This window comes from Halobacillus karajensis (assembly GCF_900108515.1).
Lineage (GTDB): Bacteria > Bacillota > Bacilli > Bacillales > Halobacillaceae > Halobacillus > Halobacillus karajensis.
This window is the reverse complement of record NZ_FNWW01000007.1, coordinates 37,253-60,828: the sequence shown is the minus strand read 5'-3', so window position 1 is coordinate 60,828 and position 23,576 is coordinate 37,253. Positions and strand designations below refer to the sequence as shown.

Below are 23,576 nucleotides of genomic sequence, written 5' to 3'. Positions count from 1 at the left end.
TACAATTGGTAAATAGGATATATTGTAATAAATTTTATAAATGATGCGAAGAAAAGGACAAGAGTTATTATGACGGTTTTTAGAGAGGGAAGGAATGGTGGGAACTTCCTAACGCAGCATAATAGCTTACCACCTTGGAGCTGTATGGATGAAAATAAGTAGTCCACACCGTAGTGCTACGATACAGCAAACCAAAGCCATTCCTTTAGCAAGGGGATGGGAACTTGGGTGGAACCACGGGTAAAACACTCGTCCCTTATTTTAGGGACGGGTGTTTTTTAATTAAATAAGAGAAAGTGAAGAAAAGGACAAGAGTTATTATGAACGGTTTCCAGAGAGGGAGGGAAGGTGTAATCCTCCCAACGCAGCATAATAGCTTACCACCTTGGAGCTGTATGGATGAAAGAAAAAGTAGTTCATACCGTAATGCTACGTTACAGTAAACCAAAGCCATTCCTTTGGCAAGGGAATGGGAACTTGGGTGGAACCGCGGGTAAAACATACTCGTCCCTTATTAAAGAGGGATGAGTATGTTTTTTTATATTATAAAAGGATGTGAGTTTATGAATAATGAAAAAATATTGATTTCATTTCCAGATGGTAGTCAAAAGTTCTTTCCAAAAGAAAGTACGTTGGAGGATATGGCTCAATTTATAAGTCCCAGTCTTAAGAAAAAATCGGTCGTTGGAAAAGTAAATGGAAAGGTATTTGACATGAAAAGACCTATCGACTCAGATTGCGAAATTGAATTACTCCCCCTTAATTCTCCTGAAGGAATAGAGGTGATGAGACATACAGCTACTCACATTTTGGCGCAGGCAGTAAAACGGCTTTTCGGTAAGGTGAATTTAGGGATAGGGCCTATTATTGAAAGTGGTTTTTATTATGATGTTGACACTGATCAGAATATTACAAAGGGTGATTTAGTAACAATTGAAAAGGAAATGAATCGTATTGTAGCTGAAAACTTGCCGATCCAAAGGGAAGTAGTCTCACAAGATGAAGCTGAAAAAATTTTTTCTAAAGATCCTTTAAAGCTAGAACTTTTAAGGAAGATTCCCGCCGAAGAGGAGGTCACTATATACAAACAAGGAGAATTTATAGATTTATGCCGGGGGCCTCACCTTCCATCGACTCATTTAGTTAAAGCATTCGCTTTAACTAATGTCTCTGGAGCCTATTGGCAAGGAAATAGTGATAACAAAATGCTCCAAAGAATTTATGGAGTAGCTTTTTCCTCCAAGAAAGAATTAGATCAATATTTTTATTTACTCGAAGAAGCTAAAAAAAGAGATCACCGACGATTAGGAAAGCAGCTGGATCTGTTTATGTTTTCGGACGAAGCTCCAGGAATGCCTTTTTATCTAGCGAATGGGCAGATCATCAGAAATGAATTGGAAACATTTCTAAGAAATTTACAAGATTCTTTTAATTATCGAGAAGTGAAGACTCCATTGATGATGAATCAAAGATTATGGGAGAAATCTGGTCACTGGAATCATTATAAAGATAATATGTATTTTTCTGAAGTGGACCATCAACATTTCGCACTCAAACCAATGAACTGTCCAGGTCATATGCTTATATTTAAGGATAAATTGCGCTCTTATAGAGATCTCCCTATTCGTATGGCTGAGTTCGGCCAAGTTCATCGTCACGAATTCAGTGGATCTTTAAACGGATTATTGAGAGTCCGCTCCTTTTGTCAGGATGATGCCCATATATTTGTTGCACCAACCCAGATAGAAGAAGAGATTACTTCAGTCTTACGGTTGATCGATGATGTGTATCGGACATTTGGGTTTCATTACGAGGTCGAATTATCTACGCGTCCTGAAAAATCTATGGGAGCCATAAGTTTGTGGAATCAGGCCGAAGGTGCTCTAAAAGAGGTGTTAAAAAAACTTGGTTATGATTTTAGAATAAATGAAGGAGATGGCGCTTTTTACGGTCCTAAGATTGATATCCATATAAAAGATGCTCTAAACAGGAGTCATCAATGTGCGACCGTACAGCTGGATTTTCAAATGCCCGAAAAATTTGATTTGGAATATATTAATGAACAAAATGAAAAGGTTCGACCTGTCGTTATTCACCGGGCTGTTTTCGGATCTATAGATCGCTTTTTAGGAATTCTCATTGAGCATTTCGGAGGAGCATTCCCTACTTGGTTAGCTCCTGTTCAAGTAAAAGTACTTCCCGTATCCAATGATGCCCATAAGGGTTATACAGAAGAAGTCACTAACCGATTAAAACAAGAAGGAATACGCGTAGAACATGATGATAGAGAGGAAAAGTTAGGATATAAAATTAGAGAAGCACAAATGAATAAAATCCCTTTTATTCTTGTATTAGGGGATAAAGAAGTTCGAGAGGGAAATGTAAATGTGAGATCCTATGGGGAAAAGAAAACAAGGGAAATGACATTAGAGGCATTTATTTTAAGTATAAAACATTCCATAGAAAATAAAGAAATAAGGGATACAGAGTATTCTTGAACTTTATTTCACTTGAGTCAAATGGGAGCTGATTTAGCTAGTTCTCATTTTTCTATGTCATCATCTATAATGAAGAAGAAGGGATTTTAACGGAAAGTCGTATTTTTCGGATAGTCAATAAAATGGTTTTAGTTGGTCAACGAAGAGGTGAATTATAGAATTTTCTGTGAAGGGAAACAGGAGGCAACTAACATTACTGCGGTGTGATACAACTTTAGAAAGTGTAAAAGAAACTCCATTCTAAGATTGAATTTATAGCTGGATTTTATATATTATTTAAATGGAGGAATCATCTAGGAACTCCAATGAAATAAAAAGTGAATGTAGGTAAGGAGATAATGATGTTTGTAGGTCGTGTTTTGTTTTTATTAGGGATGGCTTTTGTTATAGGCAGCATTGTTGTGCTTGGAATGGTCCCTTTTTCGAATGGTGGAGGAGGCTATATTCCTCCTTTGTTTGCTCTATTAAATGGTTTTTTGGCCATGGGAGTAGGAGAATTAGTGATAAATGAAAATCAGAGGAGAAACATGGACAAGTCGAGAAGCTAAGGGGAAACATGTTTGAAATTCCTGGAATTGAATACCCATTGTTTTTCCTCCTTTGGCTGATTTTTTAATCATTTTGACAGGGCCATAAAAAGGTCAATGGCTGATAATTGTTCGATGGCGATAAGAGGATGAACGATCAAATTGAAAACTCTTGCAATTACTGATACCATTATGAGAAATTGAACGTAAATGAGGGAAGCACATGCCACGAGTATCTAAACGGCAAAAGATTTTGGAAGCGGCGGCTTTAATTGTGAAAGAGCAGGGAAGTGATGCTTTAACATTGGATGCTGCTGCAAAACGAGCGGAAGTGAGCAAAGGCGGGCTTTTGTATCACTTTTCAACAAAGGAAGCTCTCGTTGAAGGGCTTGTTCAGTATATGAATGATATTTATCGCGAGAATGTGGAAGATTTAGTGGAAAAGGATGAAGAAGAAACAGGGAAATGGGCCCGTTCTTTTATTAATGTCATGCATGACAAGAGTGCAGAAAACCGGACGATCAGTGCAGGCATGCTGGCAGCTCAAGGGATCAACCCGAAATTATTAAAACCGCTTCAGGATACATACGCTGATTGGCAAAACCATATTGAGCATGACGGGCTTGATCAAGTGGATGCGACGATTCTTCGTCTGGCGGTGGATGGATTGTGGTTGTCCGAGATTTTCGGCCTTGGCACACTCCCGCCAACGTTGAGAGAACAAGTCCTTGAACGTTTAAAGGAACAATCTTATAAATCCAAATAAAAAAACACCAGTTCCAATCGGGGACTGGTGTTTTTTTATGATTTTTCAGCTTCCTTGGGGATACGCCTTTGTCCTAATTAAGCAAATGCTTTCTCTTTAGTTTTACGTTCCTGGAAAACGCGCTGAGCTTGAGTTAAGGCATTGATGACCGATGGAAACCCTACATAAGGAATGAGCTGAATCATGGCCTCGATGATTTCTTTTTCTGAAAGGCCTGCATTTAACGCGGTATTGATATGCAGTTCGAGCTGCGGTAGACTTCCGGCCCCCTGGGTGACTAGGCTTGAGAGGACAGTCAGGGCACGGGATTGTTGACTAAGGTGATCCCGGTTGTATATATCACCGTAGGCAAACTCGATAATATATTTGCCGAGGTCTGGAGCGATATCTTCTAGTGCTTTCATCAATTCAAAATGGTTCGTTCCTTTTTCTTCGTCTGTGTAGGATTTGAGAACTTCTAATCCTTTTTCGTAGCGTGTTTTCATGATGTTGTTTTCCTCCTCTAGGATGCTTTCTTCTCTTCTTTCTCTTTTTTCTCTCGATCTTCATTGACCATCTTAATGAATGACCATCCAAGGATTGGCAGGATGATCAGCAGTGGGAAACCGCCGACGATACTGATGGTCTGCAGGGTTGTCAGTCCACCCATGTTCATGAATATCATAGGCAGGACCGAAAGGGCGAGTGCCCAGAACAGACGGTTCCATTTCAATGGCTCTCCTTCGACGTGTTTTTGGACCACTGATGCGATGACATAAGAACCGGAGTCATAGGTCGTTGATAAGAAGATAGTCGCAAGTAAAACGAACACGATAATCGCCATAGCGGATAGCGGCAATTCCGTTAATGTTCCGATGATCGCTGCCGGCGCCCCGTGGTTATTCAATGTTTCAATGACAGGGTATTGACCGCTCAATTCCAAGTACATGGAATAGTTTCCAAGAATACCGAAGAATAGGATTGTCCCTAAGCTTCCGAAAACGATTGTCCCGAAAACGACTTGGCGGATCGTGCGTCCTTTCGAGATACGGGCGATGAATAGGCCGACAAACGGAGCGTATACAATCCACCAGGCCCAGTAGAAGACGGTCCATCCTTCAGGAAAGCCCGTCCGTGTGAAGGAAGCCAGATCATTGAACGGCTCCGACCACAAGCTCATGAGGAAGAAGTTGTCCATCATGCGGCCGATCGCTGTTCCGGTGGATTCTGTAATGAATGTTGTTGGTCCGACGGCAAAAATAAAGATCAATAAGATGAACGCCAGCCATAAATTGATGTCACTTAATACACGGATTCCTTTTTGCAAACCGGAATAGGCACTGAATCCAAATATTAAGGTACAGAAAAGCAGGATAACAGATTTCGTCGTCATCGTGTCCGGGATACCGATCAGGTTATTGAGTCCAGCCGAAATGATCGGTGCGGAAAGCGCAAGGCCTGTTCCACCGCCGCCAAGCAGTCCGAACATAAACAGAATATCGATGAGACGGCCGATCCAGGTATCGGTATATTTTCCTAACACAGGACGACAGGCTTCACTAATTTTAAATACATCCGTTTTCTTCACAAAGAACATATAGCCGATTGGCAGGGCAGGAATGGCGAACATCGCCCAGGCAATCGGTCCCCAGTGGAAGAAGCCATAAGTGGACGCCCACTGGATCGCTTCCTTTGACCCTGGCTCGACGCCAAATGGTGGTCCTTCATAATAGTAGGCCCACTCTATGACTCCCCAATAAAGAATACCGGTACCAATTCCACTCGTGAACAGCATCGCTGCCCAAGAACCAGTCTTGAATTCATGTTTCGTATCGGGATCGCCAAGTTTGATATCGCCGTAGCGGCTTACCCCGACAAACAACAGGAATAAAAGCATAATTAAACCGACGGATAGAAATAGGAAACCTAATTTTTGGGTAACGATTTCGTTGGCCGCTAAAACGACCTCTTTGCCTTGTTCAGGAAAAACGATGAGAGGCAGGGCTACAAATAATAATAAAGCTAAAGCTCCTCCGAACGTTTTCCAATCAATGAGTTCTTTCTTCATGGAAATTCCTCCTTTATTAAAATCCGATAAAGTCTGTTGTCGTTTGCACCATTTAAAACTGTACAATCCAGACGGTTTTGTTTCAAAAAGAAGATAAGGGCGCAAATGGAAGAATAAGAAGCAATGTTCAAGGAAATATAGGTTGGAAGCTTCTTTTTCCCTTATTTTCGTATGATTTATGTTTTCATTTCTGTTCGTCCAGTTTATAAAGAAAAAATTGTATAAAATGATCCGGGTAATTTCGAGGTGTGACGGGATTTCAGTAGATGTGAGGAAATCCTGCCTTAAAAATTATCGGAAAAAGCATTTGAAACTAAACAGTCCAGATGGTATAGTTTGAACTGGTTGATCAAATAAGCAAATTCAAAGGAGGACCTTTGGAATGAAAAATAAAGTATTGCTAACGTCTGCCGTCACAGGAGCGGGAGATACAATGAAGAAAAATCCACATGTACCTGTCACCCCGAAAGAAATTGCGGAATCCGCGATCGAATCGGCGAAGGCGGGAGCGACAGTCGCCCACGTTCACGCACGGGATCCGGAAACAGGCGGCATCAGCCACAACCTGGAGCATTACCGGGAAATTGTGGATCGTATTCGTGAATCCGAAACGGATGTCATCATTAATATTACGTCCGGAGGCGGTGGTGATTTTATCCCGAGTCTTCAAACACCTGCTGCAGGAGGCGATGGTACGGATATGCAAACACCAGCCGAACGTCATGAGCCTGTGGGCGAGTTGCTTCCTGAGATGTGTACACTCGATTGTGGAAGCACAAACTTCGGTAACATGATTTATTTGAGCCCAACGGACTGGCTGCGAGACCAGGCGAAAATGATTAAGGAAAGTGGCGTGAAGCCTGAATTGGAATGTTTTGATACAGGTCATATCCGTTTCGCCAATCAATTGGTCGAAGAAGGGTTGATTGAGGGCTTCCCGATGTTCCAGTTCTGTCTTGGTATTCCTTGGGGAGCTGCCGCTGATGCGGAAACAATGATGTATATGAAGAACCGTATTCCGAAAAATGCTCACTGGTCAGCGTTCGGTATCGGACGTATGCAAATGCCGATGGCTTCCCAGGCGGCGATGCTTGGAGGAAACGTACGGGTAGGCTTGGAAGATAACATCTACTTGTCTAAAGGGGTCGTCGCGAAAAACGAACAGCTCGTAGATAAAGCAGTGACGATGCTTGGTGGATTGGATTTGGAACCCATGACTCCACAAGAAGCGCGTGAATATCTCAACCTAAGAAATCCACATGGAGGGAAATAATCATGACAGTACAGAAGGTTGCCGTAGTCGGCACAGGTGTAATCGGAAACGGATGGATTGCTCGTGCTCTTGCCCAAGGGTATGATGTTGTAGCCACAGATCCAGCAGATGGAGCAGAAGAGCGCATGCGTCGTGCCGTGGATCAGGCATGGCCCTATGTTGAAGCGCTTGGATTAGCAGAAGGGGCGTCCAAAGATCGTTTAACATTTGAAAAAGATATGGCAGAAGCCGTTATGGACGCAGATTTCATTCAGGAAAACGTGCCGGAAGTGGAAGAGTTAAAACAGACGGTCTTAAAGAATATCGATCAGCACGCAAAAGCGGAGGCGTTGATTGGATCCAGTACGTCTGGAATTATGCCTTCTGAACTGCAGGCAGACTTGCAGCATCCTGAGCGTTTCGTTGTTGCCCACCCGTTCCATCCAGTGTATATTCTGCCATTGGTGGAAGTCGTGCCAGGAAAACAGACAACGACAGCGAATGTAGATAAAGCGAAGGATTTTTATGAAAGCATGAACATGAGTGTCTTGCTTGTTCGTCATGAAATTGAAGGTCACATTGCTGACCGTTTAATTGAAGCCATTTGGAGAGAGTCATTGCACATTGTTAATGATGGTATTGCTACGACTGAAGAAGTCGACAAAGCATTCACCCACGGGGCTGGTCTGCGTTATGCCCAGTATGGACCTTTCCTTACGTTCCATTTGGCCGGTGGAGAGGGTGGTATGCGCCACATGCTTAAACAATTCGGTCCAGCTTTGAAAAAGCCGTGGACGAAGCTTGAAGCTCCAGAACTTACGGATGAGCTTTATGACAAAGTCGTGTCTGGGTGTGAAGAGCAGGCAAATGGAATGACGATGTCTGAACTTGACCAGAATCGTAATGAATTCTTAATCCGTCTTTATGACCTCGTTCAAGAATACTGGCCACAAGAACGTGAACAAACAAAAGCGTAAAGGGGAATTTTTATGGAATTATCCTTTTCTTACAAACAGACGGTTCCTTCTGAATGGGTCGATTATAATGGCCATATGAATGATGCGGAATACAATCGTGCTTTCAGTTTGGCAACAGATGCGTTTATCGATCATATCGGACTTGATGAACAAGGGCGTGAACATTATCAGTACACCATTTTCACACTTGAAACGCATACATGTTATTTGAAAGAAATGCATGAAGGGAAGGAATTTGAGGTGACAGCTCGTGTGTTGGATTATGACGTGAAGCGGATCCATCTCTTCCTGACGATGTCCAACGCAGATGGTGATGTAGTTGCTACGCTCGAGGAAATGCTGATGGGGATCGACCAGAACGAAGGACGTCCCGCCCCATTTCCTAATGAAACAGCTGAGAAAATAGCTGTTGAATATCAAGCAGTGGCAGATCAAGAAAGACCAAAGCAACTAGGAAGAACCATCGGCATCCGCCGAAAATAACTGTTTGGTATAATATGTAAGACCTGGTCACCCAGGAACTGGGTGACCAGGTCTTTACGTTTTTTTACAATTCATTTTATTATTCGATATAGAAATCGTTAGTCAGGGTGCAATATTTTTATTAATTTGTTAGTATTTTCCTTGAAAGCGTCTATCATGTGGCGGATTTATTAAAAGTTCGTGAACGATATATGACAAAGTTGTGAACTTGTATTTGCATTTGTTCAAAATCTGATATAATCATTCAAGTCCTGATCACGTAGTATGCAAGTTTCATACTTAATTAAATGAATGATTGATAGGAGGGTTAAGAGTAATGAAAGCTAAACATCTCCGAAATAGATGGTTAGGATTGCTTCCACTTGGCTTAATTCTTTTCTTAAGCGGGTGCGGGCAATTAGAAATGACTGTGCTTGATCCGAAAGGGCCGGTCGCTGAAAGTCAATATGACCTGATTGTTTATTCGCTCTGGTTCATGCTGGGGATCATTGTTGTTGTATTTGTTCTATTTGCCTACATGATCATCAAATACCGCGAGAACCGTCCGGGGCGTAAAGAAAGTGACTATGATCCTAACTTGCATGGGAATACGGCCATTGAGGTTGTTTGGACGGTCATTCCGTTCATCATTGTTATTCTTTTATCGATTCCAACCGTAACCACATTGTTTGATTTGGAAAAACCGCCGGAGCCTGGTGCAGGGGAAGAGGCGAAGGATCCACTTGTGGTTTATGCGACCTCAGCGGATTGGAAATGGTTCTTCAGTTATCCGGAACAGGATATTGAAACCGTCAACTACTTACACATACCGACAGATCGTCCAATTGAGTTCCGTTTAACTTCTGCTGATTCGATGTCAGCCCTTTGGATTCCGGCGCTGGGCGGTCAAAAGTACAACATGGCAGGTATGATGACGAAATTGTATCTTCAAGCTGATGAAGCAGGAACATACGATGGTCGTAACTCCAACTTCAACGGAGAAGGTTTTGCTGAACAAACCTTCAAAGTCCATGCAGAAAGTGAAGAAGACTTCCAAACATGGGTCGAAGAAACTCAGAATGAGGCTCCCCAGCTGACAGCAGAACGTTATGATGAGCTGTTACAGCCGGGAATAACGGACAAAGAAGCCTTTTCGAACACACACTTGGAATACGTTCAGCACCATACAAAAGAAGATGCGGGCTACGTTGTTGAACGCTACCGTGAACAATTTAAAGATCAACTTCATTTATACGAAATTGATAAGCAAGAGAGTTTTCAATAGAACGTAAAAAAGAAAGCAGGTGAAGACATGCACATTACAGATATTTTAGTCACCGGTGAACCTATTATTTATGGCGCTATGGTATCGATGGCCTTAGTAGGAATCGCCCTCCTTTTCCTTTTGACATATTTCAAAAAGTGGGGATGGCTTTGGCGCGAATGGTTGACAACCGTTGACCATAAAAAAATCGGTGTCATGTATATCCTAAGTGCCCTCCTTATGTTATTCCGTGGCGGCGTGGACGCCATGATGATGCGGGTTCAGTTAGCATTTCCTGATTTAGGATTCCTGAATTCGCAACACTATAATGAAATTTTCACGACGCACGGTACGATTATGATCATTTTCATGGCGATGCCGTTTCTTATTGGTTTAATGAACATCATCGTACCATTGCAAATTGGTGCGCGTGACTTTGCGTTTCCCTACTTAAACGCCTTAAGTTTCTGGTCATTCTTCTTTGGAATGGCGCTCTTTAATATTTCTTTCGTTATCGGAGGCTCTCCAGAGGCCGGATGGACCAGTTATACACCATTATCTGGAGCTGCGATGAGCCCTGGGCCAGGACAGAACTTTTACTTGATGGGACTGCAGCTGTCAGGGATTGGTACGTTAGCGACAGGGATTAACTTAATGGTCACGATTTTAAAAATGCGAGCTCCAGGAATGAAGCTTTTCCATATGCCGATCTTCACATGGTCGACATTGGTGACTTGTTTCATCATCGTCTTCGCATTCCCGATTTTGACAGTGGCCCTTGCTTTACTTACGATTGACCGTATTTTCGGTGCCCAGTTCTTTACATTAACTGGGGAAGGGCTGCCGATGATGTGGGCGAACCTCTTCTGGATGTGGGGCCACCCGGAAGTGTATATCGTTATCCTGCCAGCGTTTGGTATCTTCTCAGAAATCATTGCAACGTTTGCAAAGAAACGCTTGTTTGGGTACCATGCGATGGTATGGTCCATGATCATCATTGCATTGCTTAGTTTCTTAGTATGGGTGCACCACTTCTTTACGATGGGCGCCGGTGCTTTCGTCAACTCCGTGTTCTCCATTTCGACGATGTTGATCGCCGTACCGACCGGAGTGAAGATATTCAACTGGCTGGCGACTTTATATAAATCGAAAATCGAGTTCACTGTACCGATGTTATGGTCCTTGGCATTCATCCCGAGTTTCATTCTTGGTGGGGTCACAGGGGTCATGCTCGGTATGGCGGCTGCGGACTATCAGTTCCACAACTCGTACTTCCTGATCGCGCACTTCCACTATGTGCTGATCGCTGGTACTGTATTCGCTTGTTTCGCTGGTCTTGTGTTCTGGTATCCGAAAATGTTCGGTCATAAGATGAATGAGCGCTTAGGTAAGTGGGCTTTCTGGTTGTTCTTCTTTGGCTTCCATGTCTGCTTCTTCCCGCAGTACTTCCTTGGTCTTGATGGAATGCCGCGCCGTTTGTTCATCACAAACGTTGTCGAGTGGCTGCCGTTGAACGTCATTTCTACGGTAGGGGCGTTTGGTATGGGACTTGGTTTCATCGTATTCGTCTACAACGTGTACTACAGCTTCCGTTACAGTGAGCGTGAAACCACAGGAGACTCCTGGAATGGCAATGGACGGACACTGGAGTGGGCGACGACGACTCCAGTCCCTTACTACAATTTTGCTACCGTGCCGTATGTAGATGAAATCGACCCATATGTCCGTATGAAAGAAGAAGGCAAGACGACCTATGAAGAATCTAAAGTGAAACCGATCCACATGCCGAGCTACACGGGACAGCCATTCATTATGATGGCCTTCCTTGGACTCGCGAGTTTCGGACTTGTCTTCGAATGGATGTATGTCGCGGTCTTTGGACTGCTCGGAGGAATCATTATGATGATCCGTCGTTCTTTCGATTACGACGATGGTTATTATGTACCGGTCGATGAAATTAAACGCACTGAGAAAAAAGCGAGGGGGTTATGATATGGCTGCAGAAGAACTGAAAACAGGGCCATTAGAATATCGCACCCAAGAAGGCCAGATGGGCATCATGGGCTTTTGGATCTTCCTAGGAGCCGAGGTCGTCCTCTTCTCTACCTTGTTTGCGACCTATGCCGTATTGTTCGGGCGTACAGCTGATGCACCGCTGCCTAGTGAGTTATTTGAGCCGGGCATCGTCCTTGTCATGACTTTCTTGCTCCTAACCAGTAGTTTCACTTGTGGGCTTGCAATTCACGAAATGCGTCGAGGCTCCGTGAAAGGCTTGACGATATGGATGGCCATTACCTTAGCTTTAGGTTTAGGCTTCCTTGGTTTTGAAATCTTTGAATTTGTTCACTATGCTCACGAAGGGGCTACCATTCAGTCCAGTGCGTTCTGGTCAAGTTTCTTTATCCTTGCCGGAACCCACGGTTTACACGTTACCCTGGGAATTGGCTGGGCGATTCTGCTGTTGATTCAAATTAAACAGCGTGGACTGACAAACGTCACAAGCCGTAAATTCTTTATTATCAGCTTATATTGGCACTTCCTTGATGTCATTTGGATCTTTATTTTCACAAGTGTCTATCTGATAGGGATGGTGATTTAATATGGCACATTCAAATAAACGCGTCCCGATGAATCATGTCATTGGATTTATCTTGTCATTAGCCATGACATTAGTTGCTGCATGGGCGGCTATTGGATCTGACTTGCCTGTCAGATGGGTCATTATCGGCATTATGATCCTGGCTTTATTGCAGGCGGGTGTACAATTGTTTATGTTCATGCACGTGACAGAAGCCGAGAGTGGAAATGGACATGTTCCATGGAACATGATGTTCCACGGCTTTGCGTTAGCGGGAATTATTGTTGCGGGTTCCCTTTTCACGATGTCTTTTGGTTTCGACCACAACCATGGTGGAGATGGCGGCGAACAACAGCATGAACAGCAACACGAGCAACAAGACCACAGCGGTCATTAAAGACAAACGGGGGTTATGAGGATGGAACAGAAACGAAACATGCCTATAGAGGCCGGCTGGCCATGGAAAGACTTAATCGGATTTATCCTTTGCATCGCACTGACGGCGTTTTCCTTGGGCGGTGTGCTGTATTCCACTTATGACCCTAAGTTTGTGCTTATGATTATTACTGGACTTAGTTTCGTACAAGCCATGATCCAGTTGTACAAACTGCAGCCGAAACAATAAAAAAAGAAACGCTTCTTTCCCGATTAGGAAAGGAGCGTTTCTTTTTCTTTGTTTAAGCTGTCTTGATATGCAGGGCTTGATTTCACTGTAGAGACAATAAACATCACCCAGGCGACATGTGCGCCGATCAAACCAAGATAGAACATGGACCATGTGGCTGAGAAGACACCAGGATCTGAATACATCATCACTTGGAAAAAGTAAAGCCACATGCCGATGAGCAGAATCGATTGAACGACAGCAAATGCCGGTTTTCGGGATTGTAAGAATAAGAATGGAGCAACCGTAGCCAATAATAGGAACATGACAATAGCACCCATGAAAATCATCTCCTTTAGATGTTTCAGTGTAAACGTTTTCTTTGATTCTATTGTAACAAAAAATTCTCACTTTGGACACAAAATGTTCATAATTAGGCTCACAATTTTAGGGTTACCGTTTTTCTGAATGGTTAAACGTCCAACAAACTTCTCGATGAATGGGAGGCGTTTAAAGGTGAACACGAAAAAATTCATTTCTATAGACACCACACTCTGATTTTTATCGATTATAGTTTGAGACCATCAAACAGGAGTTGGGGAAGTATGGATATGAATGGAATTCGTGAGAAACAACTGTTTAAAGATAAAAAAGAGCTCGACAAGCATGTGCGCAGTTTTTTGTATAAACGAAAAGCCGCCTTGTCTGATGGAACACTGGAAGTACTCACGTATATTTGGAGACACGCGGTAAAATTCCCCGGTGTAGCCTTTCCGAAAAGAGGGACCATTGTTAAAAGTACTGGATTGAGTGAAAGTACGATCGTCCGGGCGCTACGGTGTTTAGTGAACGAAGGGTTGATTAGAAAAGAAACCACTAAGAAGCCAAATGGACGCCAAGGTGGCAACCTGCTTATTTTTCTCCCGCAAAAGGATCTTTTTTTACCCTCTGATGACACCCCTAGTGACATCCTTCCTAACATCCCTCAGAAATTAGAAACCCCTTGCGAGGACAAGCCTCACTCCCTTAAATCAGCAGCTGAAACAAAGAAAAAACAGGGGGAAACTTCTTTTAGTAAAGTTGTACCTTTTGATCATTCGTACCTTCCATCGTTCATTCCATCCTCATTTATAGAGACGTGTCAGCCCTTTATTGCTGCGGAAGAGGTTCTGCCTGCATGGAGAACGGTGCAAAGTGCATACAAACAATGGAAGATGCAAAGTCCAGTAGAAGACTATATAGTTGAGATTAACAAGACCTTTAAACAGGCGGTGTTCGCTTATAAAAAAGGGATCATCCGTACAGAATTACTCCGGTACTTTTACGGTGGATTGATGGAAGTATTTAAACAGATCGTACGCAAGGAGGGCTTTGCGTCTGGGGAAGGTCTTATTTTTTATGACTGGCTGCAATAGTAACCATCCAGTCTATGAAGGGCTGAATCTCTTTCAATGTGTGTAATTGAGAAACTTTATCATTGACAGAAAATTGAGTCTGAGGTAGGATAGTGGTTGTGATAATGAGAATCTTTATCAGTTGTTGAGTTTTTCTAAATAAGGGTATGAAGATGGAAACTGCTGACAAGGGTTCTACATAAACGAAATGTTATGAGAGGATGTTATACATGAAGAAATTTTGGCTTTTTGCGCTTCTGTTGGGACTTGTCGTCCTTACGGCGTGCAGTGGAGGATCTGAGGAAGGTTCTGAGAATGAAGAGAAGGAAAGTCAGGAGGAAGCGTCACGTTCCGTAACGATTGAAGATGCCAATGGGGAGCAGACCATTGAAGGGACGCCAGAGAAAGTAGTGGTTCTTGAGTGGTCTTATGCAGAAAATATGCAGGCTCTAGGCATGGAGCCGGTTGGAGTGGCTGGCCTTGATCAGTATAGCAATTGGGTAAATGTTGGTATACCGTTCGGGGAAGAGGTGGAAGACGTCGGAACGCGTCAGGAACCGAATCTTGAGGCGATTTCACGTTTGAACCCTGATTTGATTATCGGTGTTGATTTTCGTCATGAAGCGATTCAAGAAGACCTTGAGCGGATTGCCCCAACCGTGATGTTTTCTCCTTATTCGGAAGAGGCGGCCAAGGATCAGTTTGCCAATATGGAGAAAGAATTTAATACGATGGCGAAAATCTTTGATAAAGAAGATAAAGCGGAACAAGTGCTGTCTGACATGGAAGATACGTTTGCTGAACAACAAAAGCGCCTGGAGGAAGCCGGGAAAGACGGGATGAACTATGTGATCACCCAAGCGTTCACACTGCAGGATACCCCAACATTACGTCTGTTTACAGACAATTCCATGGTGGCTCAAATTATGAACCGTATGGGAATGAAGAATGATTATGAGTCTGAGAAGCTGGAAGTTTACGGGTATACCGAAACAACCGTAGAAGCGCTGCAGAATTATCAAGATTCCAACCTTTTCTATATCGTTCAGGAAGAGGATAACATTTTCAAAGAGCAGCTGGCAGGAAATCCAGTATGGGAGAACCTGGCATTCGTCCAGGAGGACCGTACGTATCAAATGCCTGGGGATGCGTGGACATTTGGAGGCCCATTGTCAGCAGAAGTGTTGGCGGAACAAGTGGTCAACGCAGCTCTCCAAGAAAATTAAAAGTGAGTGGATGATATGAATTCAACACTTAAGAACACAATGATTGCGGTTCTCACCTTTGGAGGTGGGACCGCCTTATTGTGTCTTTTAACATTTATACATATTAACCAAGGAAATGTGCAAATTCCACTTGGGACGGTTGTGGAAGCGATTGTTAACCCTCAGGACACGCTGCAGCATCACACGGTCCGGACGCTGAGGATGCCTCGGGCAGTCATGGGCATTATCGCTGGTGGAGCACTGGCGGTATCCGGGGTGATTTTACAAACGGTCACGAAGAACCCGCTGTCTTCAGCTAGTACCCTTGGGATTCACTCAGGGACATACTTTGCTGTCGTTGTGACCACCATTTTCCTTCCTGCCGCTATGATCGGAAATGGGATTTTAACGGCTTTTCTGGGTGGGATTCTTACGTTTCTGTTCGTATACGTATTGTCCGGAGGCTCAGATGCTACTCCTGTCCGGATGGTGCTTGCCGGAATGATCGTAACCTTCCTGTTCTCTGCACTGACTTCAGTCCTGCAGATCTTTTATGAAAATGAAACCCAGGGGCTATTTCTATGGGGATCAGGGACGTTGATCCAAAATGACTGGGGCGGGGTTAATTTTTCGCTTCCGGTTATTGCCATCGGTATCCTTGTAACCCTCATGTTCTCAAGCAAATTGGACACGCTCACGCTTGGGGATGATGTGGCGACAGCGCTCGGACAAAATGTACGCACGGTCAAAGTGGTGACGATTATCGCAGCGGTTCTTTTGACAAGTGTGACGGTCAGTATCGTTGGGCCGATCGGTTTCGTTGGTCTTGTGGCTCCGCACTTAATCAAATTAATTGGCTATCGCTCACATTTGTTGTTGATTCTAGGATCTTTTCTCTGGGGCGGAAATGTTCTTCTGCTCGCAGATGTTCTTGCAAGAGTCATCGATCCATCCTTCAATGAGCTGCCTGTTGGGGCAATTACCGCCCTTGTCGGATCCCCGTGGTTGATCTGGCTTGTGATGCGGATGAAGAGAAGCAACAGTCAAGATGGTGGTGCGCTTCTTGCTGGAAAGCATTCAGCTACGTTATCGATGAAAAAGTTGCTCCCTGTTTTAATCCTCATGATTACTGTCACATTGCTCGTCAGTCTCGCTTCAGGAAATTATGGGTTTGAGCCGCTTGTCACTTTCAATGCTTTCTTTGGAGAAGTCAACGACTTCATCCGTGGCTTGATCATCGATTTGAGACTGCCGCGTGCCCTTGTTGCTTTGTTTAGCGGGGCTGTACTCGCTGTCAGTGGGCTGATTTTTCAAGGGGTGCTTCGAAACCCGCTGGCCGATCCATCTGTGATCGGGATCACCTCTGGAGCCGGTGTGGGAGCCTTAATGACGATGTACTGGTTCAGTGTCTCGGCCATTTGGATTCCTGTCGGGGCGATGGCTGGTGCCTTGATTTTCTTCCTTATTGTCATGGCACTCGGAGCCAAAGCTGAATTCCAGCCAACCGTGTTAGCCCTGCTTGGAATCGGGATGTCAGCATTCGGTTCAGCCTTGATTCAAATCATGGTCGTTCAGTCGGACCTAGGTGTCGCATCCGCGTTGACATGGCTATCAGGGACGACTTATGCAAAAGGATGGAGCGAACTTCTCCAGTACTTGATTTGGCCTGTGCTGCTCTTTATTCCGCTCCTTGCCTTCTATATTAAGACACTGGATGTATTATCCCTCGGAGATGATACGGCGAAAGGCCTTGGCCTTCGTGTAGTGAGTGTAAGGTTTCAAATGGCCTTGATTGCCACATTGCTTGCTGCCTGTAGTGTGGCAGCGGTCGGCTCGATCGGTTTTGTCGGTCTTATTGCTCCCCACCTTGCAAGACTGCTTGTTGGCAATGTGAACCAGAAGCTTTTGCCTGTCACTATGTTGATTGGAGGGGCGCTCCTCGTGGTGGCTGATTTGTTCAGTCGGACATTGCTTGCACCGAATGAAATTCCATCAGGGATTCTTGTTGCTTTGATTGGTGCTCCTTACTTTCTATGGTTGATGAAAAAGCGTGCGGCCTAGTTTTGAAAAGGCTGGACCTTGAGACCATTTGGTTCAAGAGTAGTGTTTAAGATTGGTTGGGGAAGACTCCCTTTTCTGCGGGGGAACTGGCAAGACTCGCTCCTTCTCCCGCGGGAATCTCTCCGTTTCTTAACCTACCCATTTATGAGAAGTCGGCGGACCGGATGGTCACACGCTTCTTTTTTTTCGCGTATGTATGCTATGATGGTGAAAAACGACCGCCAAGGGAGAGTTAGGATATGAAGATACCTTTTATTAAATGCCATGGATCGGGGAACGATTTCATATTAGTAGATGAGATCGAAAACGATTTTAGTTTCACAGAAAAAGAACGAGAAGAGCTGTCCTTGTTGCTTTGTGATCGTGAAGAAGGGATAGGCTCTGATGGCATTTTGTTTGTCATGCCGAGTGAAAAAGCGGAAGGCCGGATGCGGATGTTCAATTCGGACGGGACGGAAGCGGAAATGTGCGGCAATGGCCTGCGCTGTGTCGCCCGCCATATGATTGAGAAACTTGGAAAAAGCGAAATTGCCATTGAAACGGAAAAAGCGGTTCTTCCCGTCAGCCAGGTGGACGAAATTTTTCCTGATATTGACACCTTCTCAGTGATGATAGAACCGGTTTCTTTCGACCCGGTCTCCTTGCCGATGAATGTGGATTCCGAAAAAGCTGTGGATGTTGAGATTCCACCTTTGACTGAGAAACGCACCTTTACGGCCTTGAGTGTGCCGAATCCGCACATTGTTAGTATCGTTGATACCGTGGACCAGGATGAACTTTCAGCAGTGGGGAGGAAAGCGAACGATCTGCCTGAGGTTTTTCCTAATGGGGTGAATGTGAGTTATGTCCAGATTCTTGAGCGCAATAAAATTTTCGTAAGGACATATGAACGAGGCGTTGGTCTCACGAATGCCTGCGGAACAGCGATGAGTGCGTCTTCTCTCGTGTCGACCATCCTTGGACCGAATGATCTTGATACTCCAATTGTGGTTGTTAATAAAGGTGGTCTTGTTAACTGTGTTGTTGAAAAAGAAGAAGGATGTTTCTCCATTCAACTACGTGGGAATGGTACCAATGTCTATCAGGCGGTCGTGAATGTCGACTTAAAAGCCCGGATATATACCGTGTCTGAGCAAACTTTTTTTGAAGAAGAGAATAAAACCTATGAAAAATTAGAAGCATTTGCCGCTTCAGAAATCGGAGGGTGATAGGATGTTGAAAACCTTTCATATTCAGACGGATCATCATGATCAAATGATTGATGTCACGAACCAAGTCCAGCACTGGGTTGAGGAGCAAGGCGTGAAAGATGGGGTCATCGTCGTTCAATCGATGCACACGACCGCGGGACTGACCGTCAATGAAAATGCCGATCCCGATGTGAAAACAGACATGCTCCGCCGTTTCCGCGAAGTGTATCCATGGGATCACCCTGAGGATCGTCATGCGGAAGGAAATACGGCTGCCCACATGAAGACAAGCACGGTCGGACATGCACAAACTCTTTTGGTAGAAGACGGGCGCCTGGTTCTCGGTACATGGCAGGGACTCTACTTTTGTGAGTTCGATGGACCGCGTAGTCGTAAATTTGTGGCGAAGCTGCTTTAAAAGGAGAGAGAAAAGCAGGACGAAGGATAGACTTCGTCCTGCTTTTTTTATGTGGGATCGCTTATTTTTTGTTGATCAGTTTTTCTATGTTACCCCTAACGGCTCTTACAAAAGATGAGAGGAGTTTTGAATAATGGACGGATCTAAAACCTTTCATTGATCGAACCCATGTTTAAAAAGAATAAACATCTCCGTCATCAGGAACGTAAATGTGTGAATGGATTCCTTCTTCATAAAGAAAGTCGTTTAGTTCTTTTCTTGATAATGTCCAGTGATTAACCGCTTCCATATGAACGACGATCATTTTAGCGTGGGGAGCGGCTTTAGATACAGCATGGATATCCTCTTTTCCCATGACGAGCGAGCCCCCTTGGTGGAATTGATTGTCCCCGCCATTGACAACAATGATATCTGGCTGGTGGTCGTCGATTACTTTTTGAACGGGCTCATACCATACCGTATCTCCAGCCACGTATAACGTCTGTTCCTCAGGATGTTTGAAGACAATCCCACATACTTGACCGGCAATTTTTACTATTTCCCCTCTGCCATGCTGTCCGTCTGTTTTGATGAGTTGTATACCTTGGAAAACGCTATGTTCTGTCAAAACTTCAACATTTTGAAAACCCGCTTTTTTCACTTCTTGACCATCGTCTTCATTCTGTACAAATAGTTTTATTTCCTTTGGCAATACCTCTTTGGCTGCCTCATCAAAATGGTCCAGATGCAGGTGGGTCACAATGACCGCATCTACGTCTTTGATCACATCATCCACAGATATCGGCAAATCTACTAATGGGTTTTTCTGATCTTGTCTTGCTGAATCTGGGAAGGGAGGATAGGTTCCTTTCTCCGCAAGCATTGGATCTATTAAAAATATCCTTCCTGCATATTCTACCTGAAGGGTTGCATTTCGAATATGTTTTATTTTCATAAATCCCACTCCTTTCATATTTTCTACCTCTATTTTATACTTAGATAAAGATTGAAGGACATAGATAAAATCAAGTCTTTTCGTGTTTTTACTTTAAGAATGAAAGGATTTAATCAAATGTTGGATTCCACAGATTTAAAGATCCTGGATCAATTATCCAAAAACAGTCGCATTACAATGAAGGAACTAGGTGATTACGTACATTTGACTGGACAAGCAGCTGCAGCCCGGGTAGTTAAATTGGAAGACCAAGGAATCATTGAAGGATATACCATTAACGTCAATCAAGTGAAGATGGGGTATCTGGTTCATGCGTTTATCACGATTTTTACCAAAAATACGAACCATCAACCTTATCTGGAATTTGTTAAAGGAGAAAAGGAATGGGTGATAAATAATTATAAAATTAGTGGAAATGGTTGTTATCTTCTTGAGTGTCAATTTCCCTCTCATGAACGATTGGATGATTTTTTGGTAGAATTAAATCAATGGGCCAATTATCAATTGTCGATCGTCATCCATCCACATAAGGTATGAGAAAAGTCAGCCAGTGGCTGGGCTTTTTTTATTGTCTGGGAAATGATGAAAAAGTTAATGGGGAACCCCTATCCGTGTGGAGATTTATCCAGCCTCACTGCCTTCTCCTCTAAGTTGCCGGATCTTTTGTTGCTTGGCAACACGTTTAACCTTTCTTTGACCATCTCCCTTTTGTAAGACCTTCATTCAGGACATTGCATGTGGAATGAGTTACAAAAAATAGGTAGTATTTGTATAATTTTTCTGATGAGAGTTAAGCTAAAGCCGATTCATTCTGTGTGAGGAGGTTATTAGATTGGCGAAAGACAAAGATAAGAAGCATTCCAATCAGCAGGACGTAGAACGGGAGACCTTGACGACGAGACAGGGACGCCCTGTGACGGATAACCAAAATATCCGTACGATTGGTAATCGTGGTCCGGCTACGCTTGAGAATTATCACTTTATTGAAAAGATCTCTCATTTTGATCGTGAAGAAGTGCCGGAACGGATTGTGCATGCCAGAGGATCTGGAGCATTTGGCTACTTTGAAACGTACGGAAAAGTAGGAGACGAACCGGTAGAGAAATACACCCGGGCGAAAGTGTTTTCTGGAGCAGGGAAGAAAACACCGCTAATGGTCCGTTTCTCAACGGTGGCAGGGGCAAAGGACGCACCGGAAACAGACCGCGATCCGCGCGGCTTCGCGGTTAAAATGTATACCGAAGATGGCAACTGGGATTTAGTCGGCAACAACTTAAAGATTTTCTTTATCCGTGATGCAATGAAATTTCCGGATATGATTCATGCCTTTAAAGCAGATCCGGCATCTAATGTGAAAAATCCGGAGCGGATGTTTGACTTCGTTTCCCGCACGCCGGAAGCGACTCATATGATCACCTTTTTGTTCTCCCCATGGGGGATCCCGGCAACCTACCGTCATATGCAAGGGTCTGGAGTGAACACTTACAAATGGGTGAACGACAAAGGCGAAGCGGTGCTTGTGAAGTATCACTGGGAGCCAAAACAGGGCATCCGTAATTTAACTCAAGAAGAGGCAGACATGATTCAGTCCAAAAACGTAAGTCATGCCACCCAGGACCTCTATGAAGCGATTGAGCGTGGAGAGTATCCGGAATGGGAACTGTTTGTTCAGATCATGGATGATGATTACCATCCGGAACTGGATTTTGATCCTCTTGATGATACGAAACTTTGGCCTGAGGACCAGTTCCCCTGGCACCCGGTTGGGCGTATGGTCCTTGACCGTAATCCAGAAGACTTTCACGCGGAGATCGAACAAGCGGCTTTCGGGACAGGTGTTCTTGTTGATGGCATGGATTTTTCTGACGATAAAATGTTGCAGGGACGGACGTTCTCCTATTCCGATACGCAGCGTTACCGTGTAGGAGCGAACTATTTGAAGTTGCCGGTAAACGCTCCAAAAACGGGTGTTCGCACAAATCAGCAGCGCGGGCAGATGGATACCCGTGATCCAAGAGAATCAGGAGAAAACCCACATATTAACTACGAACCTTCCATGAAGGGTGGCTTTCAAGAGGCTGATGGAGCGAAAACACCGCCTCATGAGCCTACCTATCATGCGGCGGCCATGAGTGAACCTATTGATCGTCCGAACAACTACGGTCAAGCTGGTCATACGTACCGCAGCTTTGAGGATTGGGAGCGTGATGAATTAATCAAAAACCTCTCCAATGCTCTGGCCGTTTGTGACCAACGCATCCAGGATGCCATGATTGAACATTTCACACAAGCAGACGAAGAGTACGGACGCCGGGTGAAGGAAGGCCTTGAAGCGAAAATGAAGGAAATGAAGATAATGGCGGGAGATCGTGAAGTTCCCGGCCGTGAAGCAGGAAAGTCTAAATATGGCCAAGGGTCGTTGGCTCAGAATGAAGCAGCCGAAGATGCTGTGAAGAAAAGTCATGAAGCAGATCCATATTAATGGCACACATAAGGAGGAAGACTGCCGGCAAAGGAAACGAGCTGGCGGTCTTTTTTTTTATGGTCATTAAAAGTAATAACAATAATTTTGTTTTGTTAATTAATATAAATTTATTGAAAAACGATAAATGAGGGGCTATAATAAAATGGACCAAATGAAATGAGGTGCTATCATTTATGAAACATGGAACAACACTCTTTTTGAAAGTGGCTGTCATTCTTCTCGGGTTGCCTATTCTTGCGTTATGCCTATTCTTCGTACCCGGCATGGCCGATTATGCAGCTGAAATATTCACTGATTTCCCTTTAATTGAGGCGCTTGTCTTGATTTATGTGTATGGGACGACAATTCCTTTTTACTTTGCCTTGTATCAGGCGTATCAACTGTTGAGCTTTATCGACAAAAATAAAGCCTTCTCTGATTTATCTGTAAAAGCGCTGAAAAGGATCAAACATTGTGCGCTCATCATAAGCATTCTTTATGTTATATTTATGCCACTTATCTATATTCTAGCGGAGGTGGACGACGCACCTGGTCTGATTTTGATCGGAATGTTCATTATTTTTGCTTCCACAGTCATTGCCGTCTTTGCGGCTGTTCTCCAAAGGCTTTTACAAGAGGCTATCCACATAAAATCAGAAAATGATCTGACGGTCTGAGGTGAGTACAATGGCAATAGTGATAAATATTGATGTGATGCTGGCGAAAAGGAAAATGAGTGTAACCGAGCTCTCAGAGAGGGTCGGGATTACGATGGCGAACCTTTCGATATTGAAAAATGGCAAGGCCAAAGCCGTTCGTTTCTCAACTTTGGAAGCGATTTGTCAAGCACTGGAATGCCAGCCTGGTGACATTCTGGAATATCAAAGGGATGAGGAAGAATAGGTATAGGGGATCGCCTGGGAATAAAGTTTCCC

The 23,576-nt window shown here is 43.9% G+C and carries 24 protein-coding genes and 2 other annotated features; of the genes, 20 read left to right on the top strand and 4 right to left on the bottom strand.

The annotated features are described in order from the left end of the window. Positions 1-39 precede the first annotated feature (39 nt). Positions 40-260: a binding site (T-box leader), on the top strand. 30 nt (positions 261-290) lie between these two features. Then, positions 291-515, top strand: a binding site (T-box leader). Between the two features lie 48 nt (positions 516-563). From thrS to BLW54_RS14670, 3 genes are all read left to right on the top strand, one after another. Further along, the gene (gene thrS / locus BLW54_RS14680; protein WP_074735683.1) at positions 564-2,498 is read left to right on the top strand and encodes a threonine--tRNA ligase; all 1,935 of its coding nucleotides are present in this window, start codon (positions 564-566) and stop codon (positions 2,496-2,498) included. Between the two features lie 338 nt (positions 2,499-2,836). Next, complete coding sequence (locus tag BLW54_RS14675; RefSeq protein WP_167358825.1) at positions 2,837-3,046, top strand: hypothetical protein; 210 nt, start codon at positions 2,837-2,839, stop codon at positions 3,044-3,046. 202 nt (positions 3,047-3,248) lie between these two features. After that, on the top strand, positions 3,249-3,791 hold the full coding sequence (locus BLW54_RS14670) for a TetR/AcrR family transcriptional regulator (protein WP_035510582.1): 543 nt from the start codon (positions 3,249-3,251) through the stop codon (positions 3,789-3,791). Positions 3,792-3,868: 77 nt separating this feature from the next. Here the strand turns inward: BLW54_RS14670 and BLW54_RS14665 are convergent, their stop codons facing one another. Together BLW54_RS14665 and BLW54_RS14660 are read right to left on the bottom strand one after the other, a co-directional pair. Continuing rightward, on the bottom strand, positions 3,869-4,276 hold the full coding sequence (locus BLW54_RS14665) for a carboxymuconolactone decarboxylase family protein (RefSeq protein ID WP_439330200.1): 408 nt from the start codon (positions 4,274-4,276) through the stop codon (positions 3,869-3,871). A 17-nt stretch (positions 4,277-4,293) separates the two neighbouring features. Continuing rightward, positions 4,294-5,838: a BCCT family transporter gene (locus BLW54_RS14660; RefSeq protein ID WP_074735444.1), complete on the bottom strand. Its 1,545-nt coding sequence runs from the start codon at positions 5,836-5,838 to the stop codon at positions 4,294-4,296. A gap of 382 nt (positions 5,839-6,220) precedes the next feature. Between BLW54_RS14660 and BLW54_RS14655 the strand changes: the two genes are divergently transcribed. The 8 genes from BLW54_RS14655 to BLW54_RS14620 all read left to right on the top strand — a co-directional run bounded on the left by BLW54_RS14655 (position 6,221) and on the right by BLW54_RS14620 (position 12,996). Next, entirely contained in the window at positions 6,221-7,111 is an 891-nt protein-coding gene (locus tag BLW54_RS14655) for a beta-keto acid cleavage family enzyme (protein ID WP_074735441.1), read from the top strand. A 2-nt stretch (positions 7,112-7,113) separates the two neighbouring features. Further along, positions 7,114-8,067: a 3-hydroxyacyl-CoA dehydrogenase NAD-binding domain-containing protein gene (locus BLW54_RS14650; protein WP_074735439.1), complete on the top strand. Its 954-nt coding sequence runs from the start codon at positions 7,114-7,116 to the stop codon at positions 8,065-8,067. A gap of 12 nt (positions 8,068-8,079) precedes the next feature. Then, positions 8,080-8,550 (top strand): thioesterase family protein, encoded by a 471-nt coding sequence (locus BLW54_RS14645; RefSeq protein WP_074735436.1) that lies wholly within the window; start codon positions 8,080-8,082, stop codon positions 8,548-8,550. A 316-nt stretch (positions 8,551-8,866) separates the two neighbouring features. Then, positions 8,867-9,814: a cytochrome aa3 quinol oxidase subunit II gene (qoxA, locus tag BLW54_RS14640; protein ID WP_074735434.1), complete on the top strand. Its 948-nt coding sequence runs from the start codon at positions 8,867-8,869 to the stop codon at positions 9,812-9,814. Between the two features lie 27 nt (positions 9,815-9,841). Beyond that, on the top strand, positions 9,842-11,785 hold the full coding sequence (gene qoxB / locus BLW54_RS14635) for a cytochrome aa3 quinol oxidase subunit I (protein WP_035510592.1): 1,944 nt from the start codon (positions 9,842-9,844) through the stop codon (positions 11,783-11,785). A gap of 1 nt (position 11,786) precedes the next feature. Further along, positions 11,787-12,392: a cytochrome aa3 quinol oxidase subunit III gene (gene qoxC / locus BLW54_RS14630; RefSeq protein ID WP_035510593.1), complete on the top strand. Its 606-nt coding sequence runs from the start codon at positions 11,787-11,789 to the stop codon at positions 12,390-12,392. 1 nt (position 12,393) lies between these two features. Continuing rightward, positions 12,394-12,768 carry a cytochrome aa3 quinol oxidase subunit IV gene (gene qoxD / locus BLW54_RS14625; protein WP_074735431.1) on the top strand — a complete coding sequence of 125 codons (375 nt, stop codon included), beginning with the start codon at positions 12,394-12,396 and terminating at the stop codon, positions 12,766-12,768. 21 nt (positions 12,769-12,789) lie between these two features. After that, entirely contained in the window at positions 12,790-12,996 is a 207-nt protein-coding gene (locus BLW54_RS14620; protein ID WP_074735428.1) for a cytochrome C oxidase subunit IV family protein, read from the top strand. A 23-nt stretch (positions 12,997-13,019) separates the two neighbouring features. Here BLW54_RS14620 and BLW54_RS14615 read toward each other — a convergent pair whose 3' ends face one another. Continuing rightward, positions 13,020-13,316: a spore morphogenesis/germination protein YwcE gene (locus tag BLW54_RS14615; RefSeq protein ID WP_035510596.1), complete on the bottom strand. Its 297-nt coding sequence runs from the start codon at positions 13,314-13,316 to the stop codon at positions 13,020-13,022. 264 nt (positions 13,317-13,580) lie between these two features. Between BLW54_RS14615 and BLW54_RS14610 the strand changes: the two genes are divergently transcribed. The 5 genes from BLW54_RS14610 (at position 13,581) to BLW54_RS14590 (ending at position 19,243) form a co-directional block, all read left to right on the top strand. Further along, a complete protein-coding gene (locus BLW54_RS14610; RefSeq protein WP_035510597.1) occupies positions 13,581-14,390 on the top strand; it encodes a helix-turn-helix domain-containing protein in 810 nt (269 codons plus the stop codon). 209 nt (positions 14,391-14,599) lie between these two features. Then, on the top strand, positions 14,600-15,595 hold the full coding sequence (locus tag BLW54_RS14605) for an ABC transporter substrate-binding protein (RefSeq protein WP_035510599.1): 996 nt from the start codon (positions 14,600-14,602) through the stop codon (positions 15,593-15,595). 15 nt (positions 15,596-15,610) lie between these two features. After that, positions 15,611-17,635 (top strand): iron ABC transporter permease, encoded by a 2,025-nt coding sequence (locus BLW54_RS14600; protein ID WP_074735425.1) that lies wholly within the window; start codon positions 15,611-15,613, stop codon positions 17,633-17,635. A 239-nt stretch (positions 17,636-17,874) separates the two neighbouring features. Then, positions 17,875-18,843, top strand: coding sequence for a diaminopimelate epimerase (gene dapF, locus BLW54_RS14595; RefSeq protein WP_074735422.1), 969 nt, complete (start codon positions 17,875-17,877; stop codon positions 18,841-18,843). A 4-nt stretch (positions 18,844-18,847) separates the two neighbouring features. Beyond that, positions 18,848-19,243 (top strand): secondary thiamine-phosphate synthase enzyme YjbQ, encoded by a 396-nt coding sequence (locus tag BLW54_RS14590; RefSeq protein ID WP_074735419.1) that lies wholly within the window; start codon positions 18,848-18,850, stop codon positions 19,241-19,243. A 172-nt stretch (positions 19,244-19,415) separates the two neighbouring features. Here the strand turns inward: BLW54_RS14590 and BLW54_RS14585 are convergent, their stop codons facing one another. Next, complete coding sequence (locus BLW54_RS14585; protein ID WP_074735415.1) at positions 19,416-20,177, bottom strand: MBL fold metallo-hydrolase; 762 nt, start codon at positions 20,175-20,177, stop codon at positions 19,416-19,418. 117 nt (positions 20,178-20,294) lie between these two features. Here BLW54_RS14585 and BLW54_RS14580 point away from each other — a divergent pair, with 117 nt between their 5' ends. The 4 genes from BLW54_RS14580 (at position 20,295) to BLW54_RS14565 (ending at position 23,544) form a co-directional block, all read left to right on the top strand. Next, positions 20,295-20,714, top strand: coding sequence for an Lrp/AsnC family transcriptional regulator (locus tag BLW54_RS14580; protein ID WP_074735412.1), 420 nt, complete (start codon positions 20,295-20,297; stop codon positions 20,712-20,714). A gap of 295 nt (positions 20,715-21,009) precedes the next feature. Continuing rightward, on the top strand, positions 21,010-22,659 hold the full coding sequence (locus tag BLW54_RS14575; RefSeq protein ID WP_074735409.1) for a catalase: 1,650 nt from the start codon (positions 21,010-21,012) through the stop codon (positions 22,657-22,659). A 176-nt stretch (positions 22,660-22,835) separates the two neighbouring features. After that, positions 22,836-23,318, top strand: coding sequence for a DUF2975 domain-containing protein (locus tag BLW54_RS14570; RefSeq protein ID WP_035518913.1), 483 nt, complete (start codon positions 22,836-22,838; stop codon positions 23,316-23,318). 10 nt (positions 23,319-23,328) lie between these two features. Further along, positions 23,329-23,544: a helix-turn-helix domain-containing protein gene (locus BLW54_RS14565; RefSeq protein ID WP_035510611.1), complete on the top strand. Its 216-nt coding sequence runs from the start codon at positions 23,329-23,331 to the stop codon at positions 23,542-23,544. Positions 23,545-23,576: the final 32 nt, after the last annotated feature.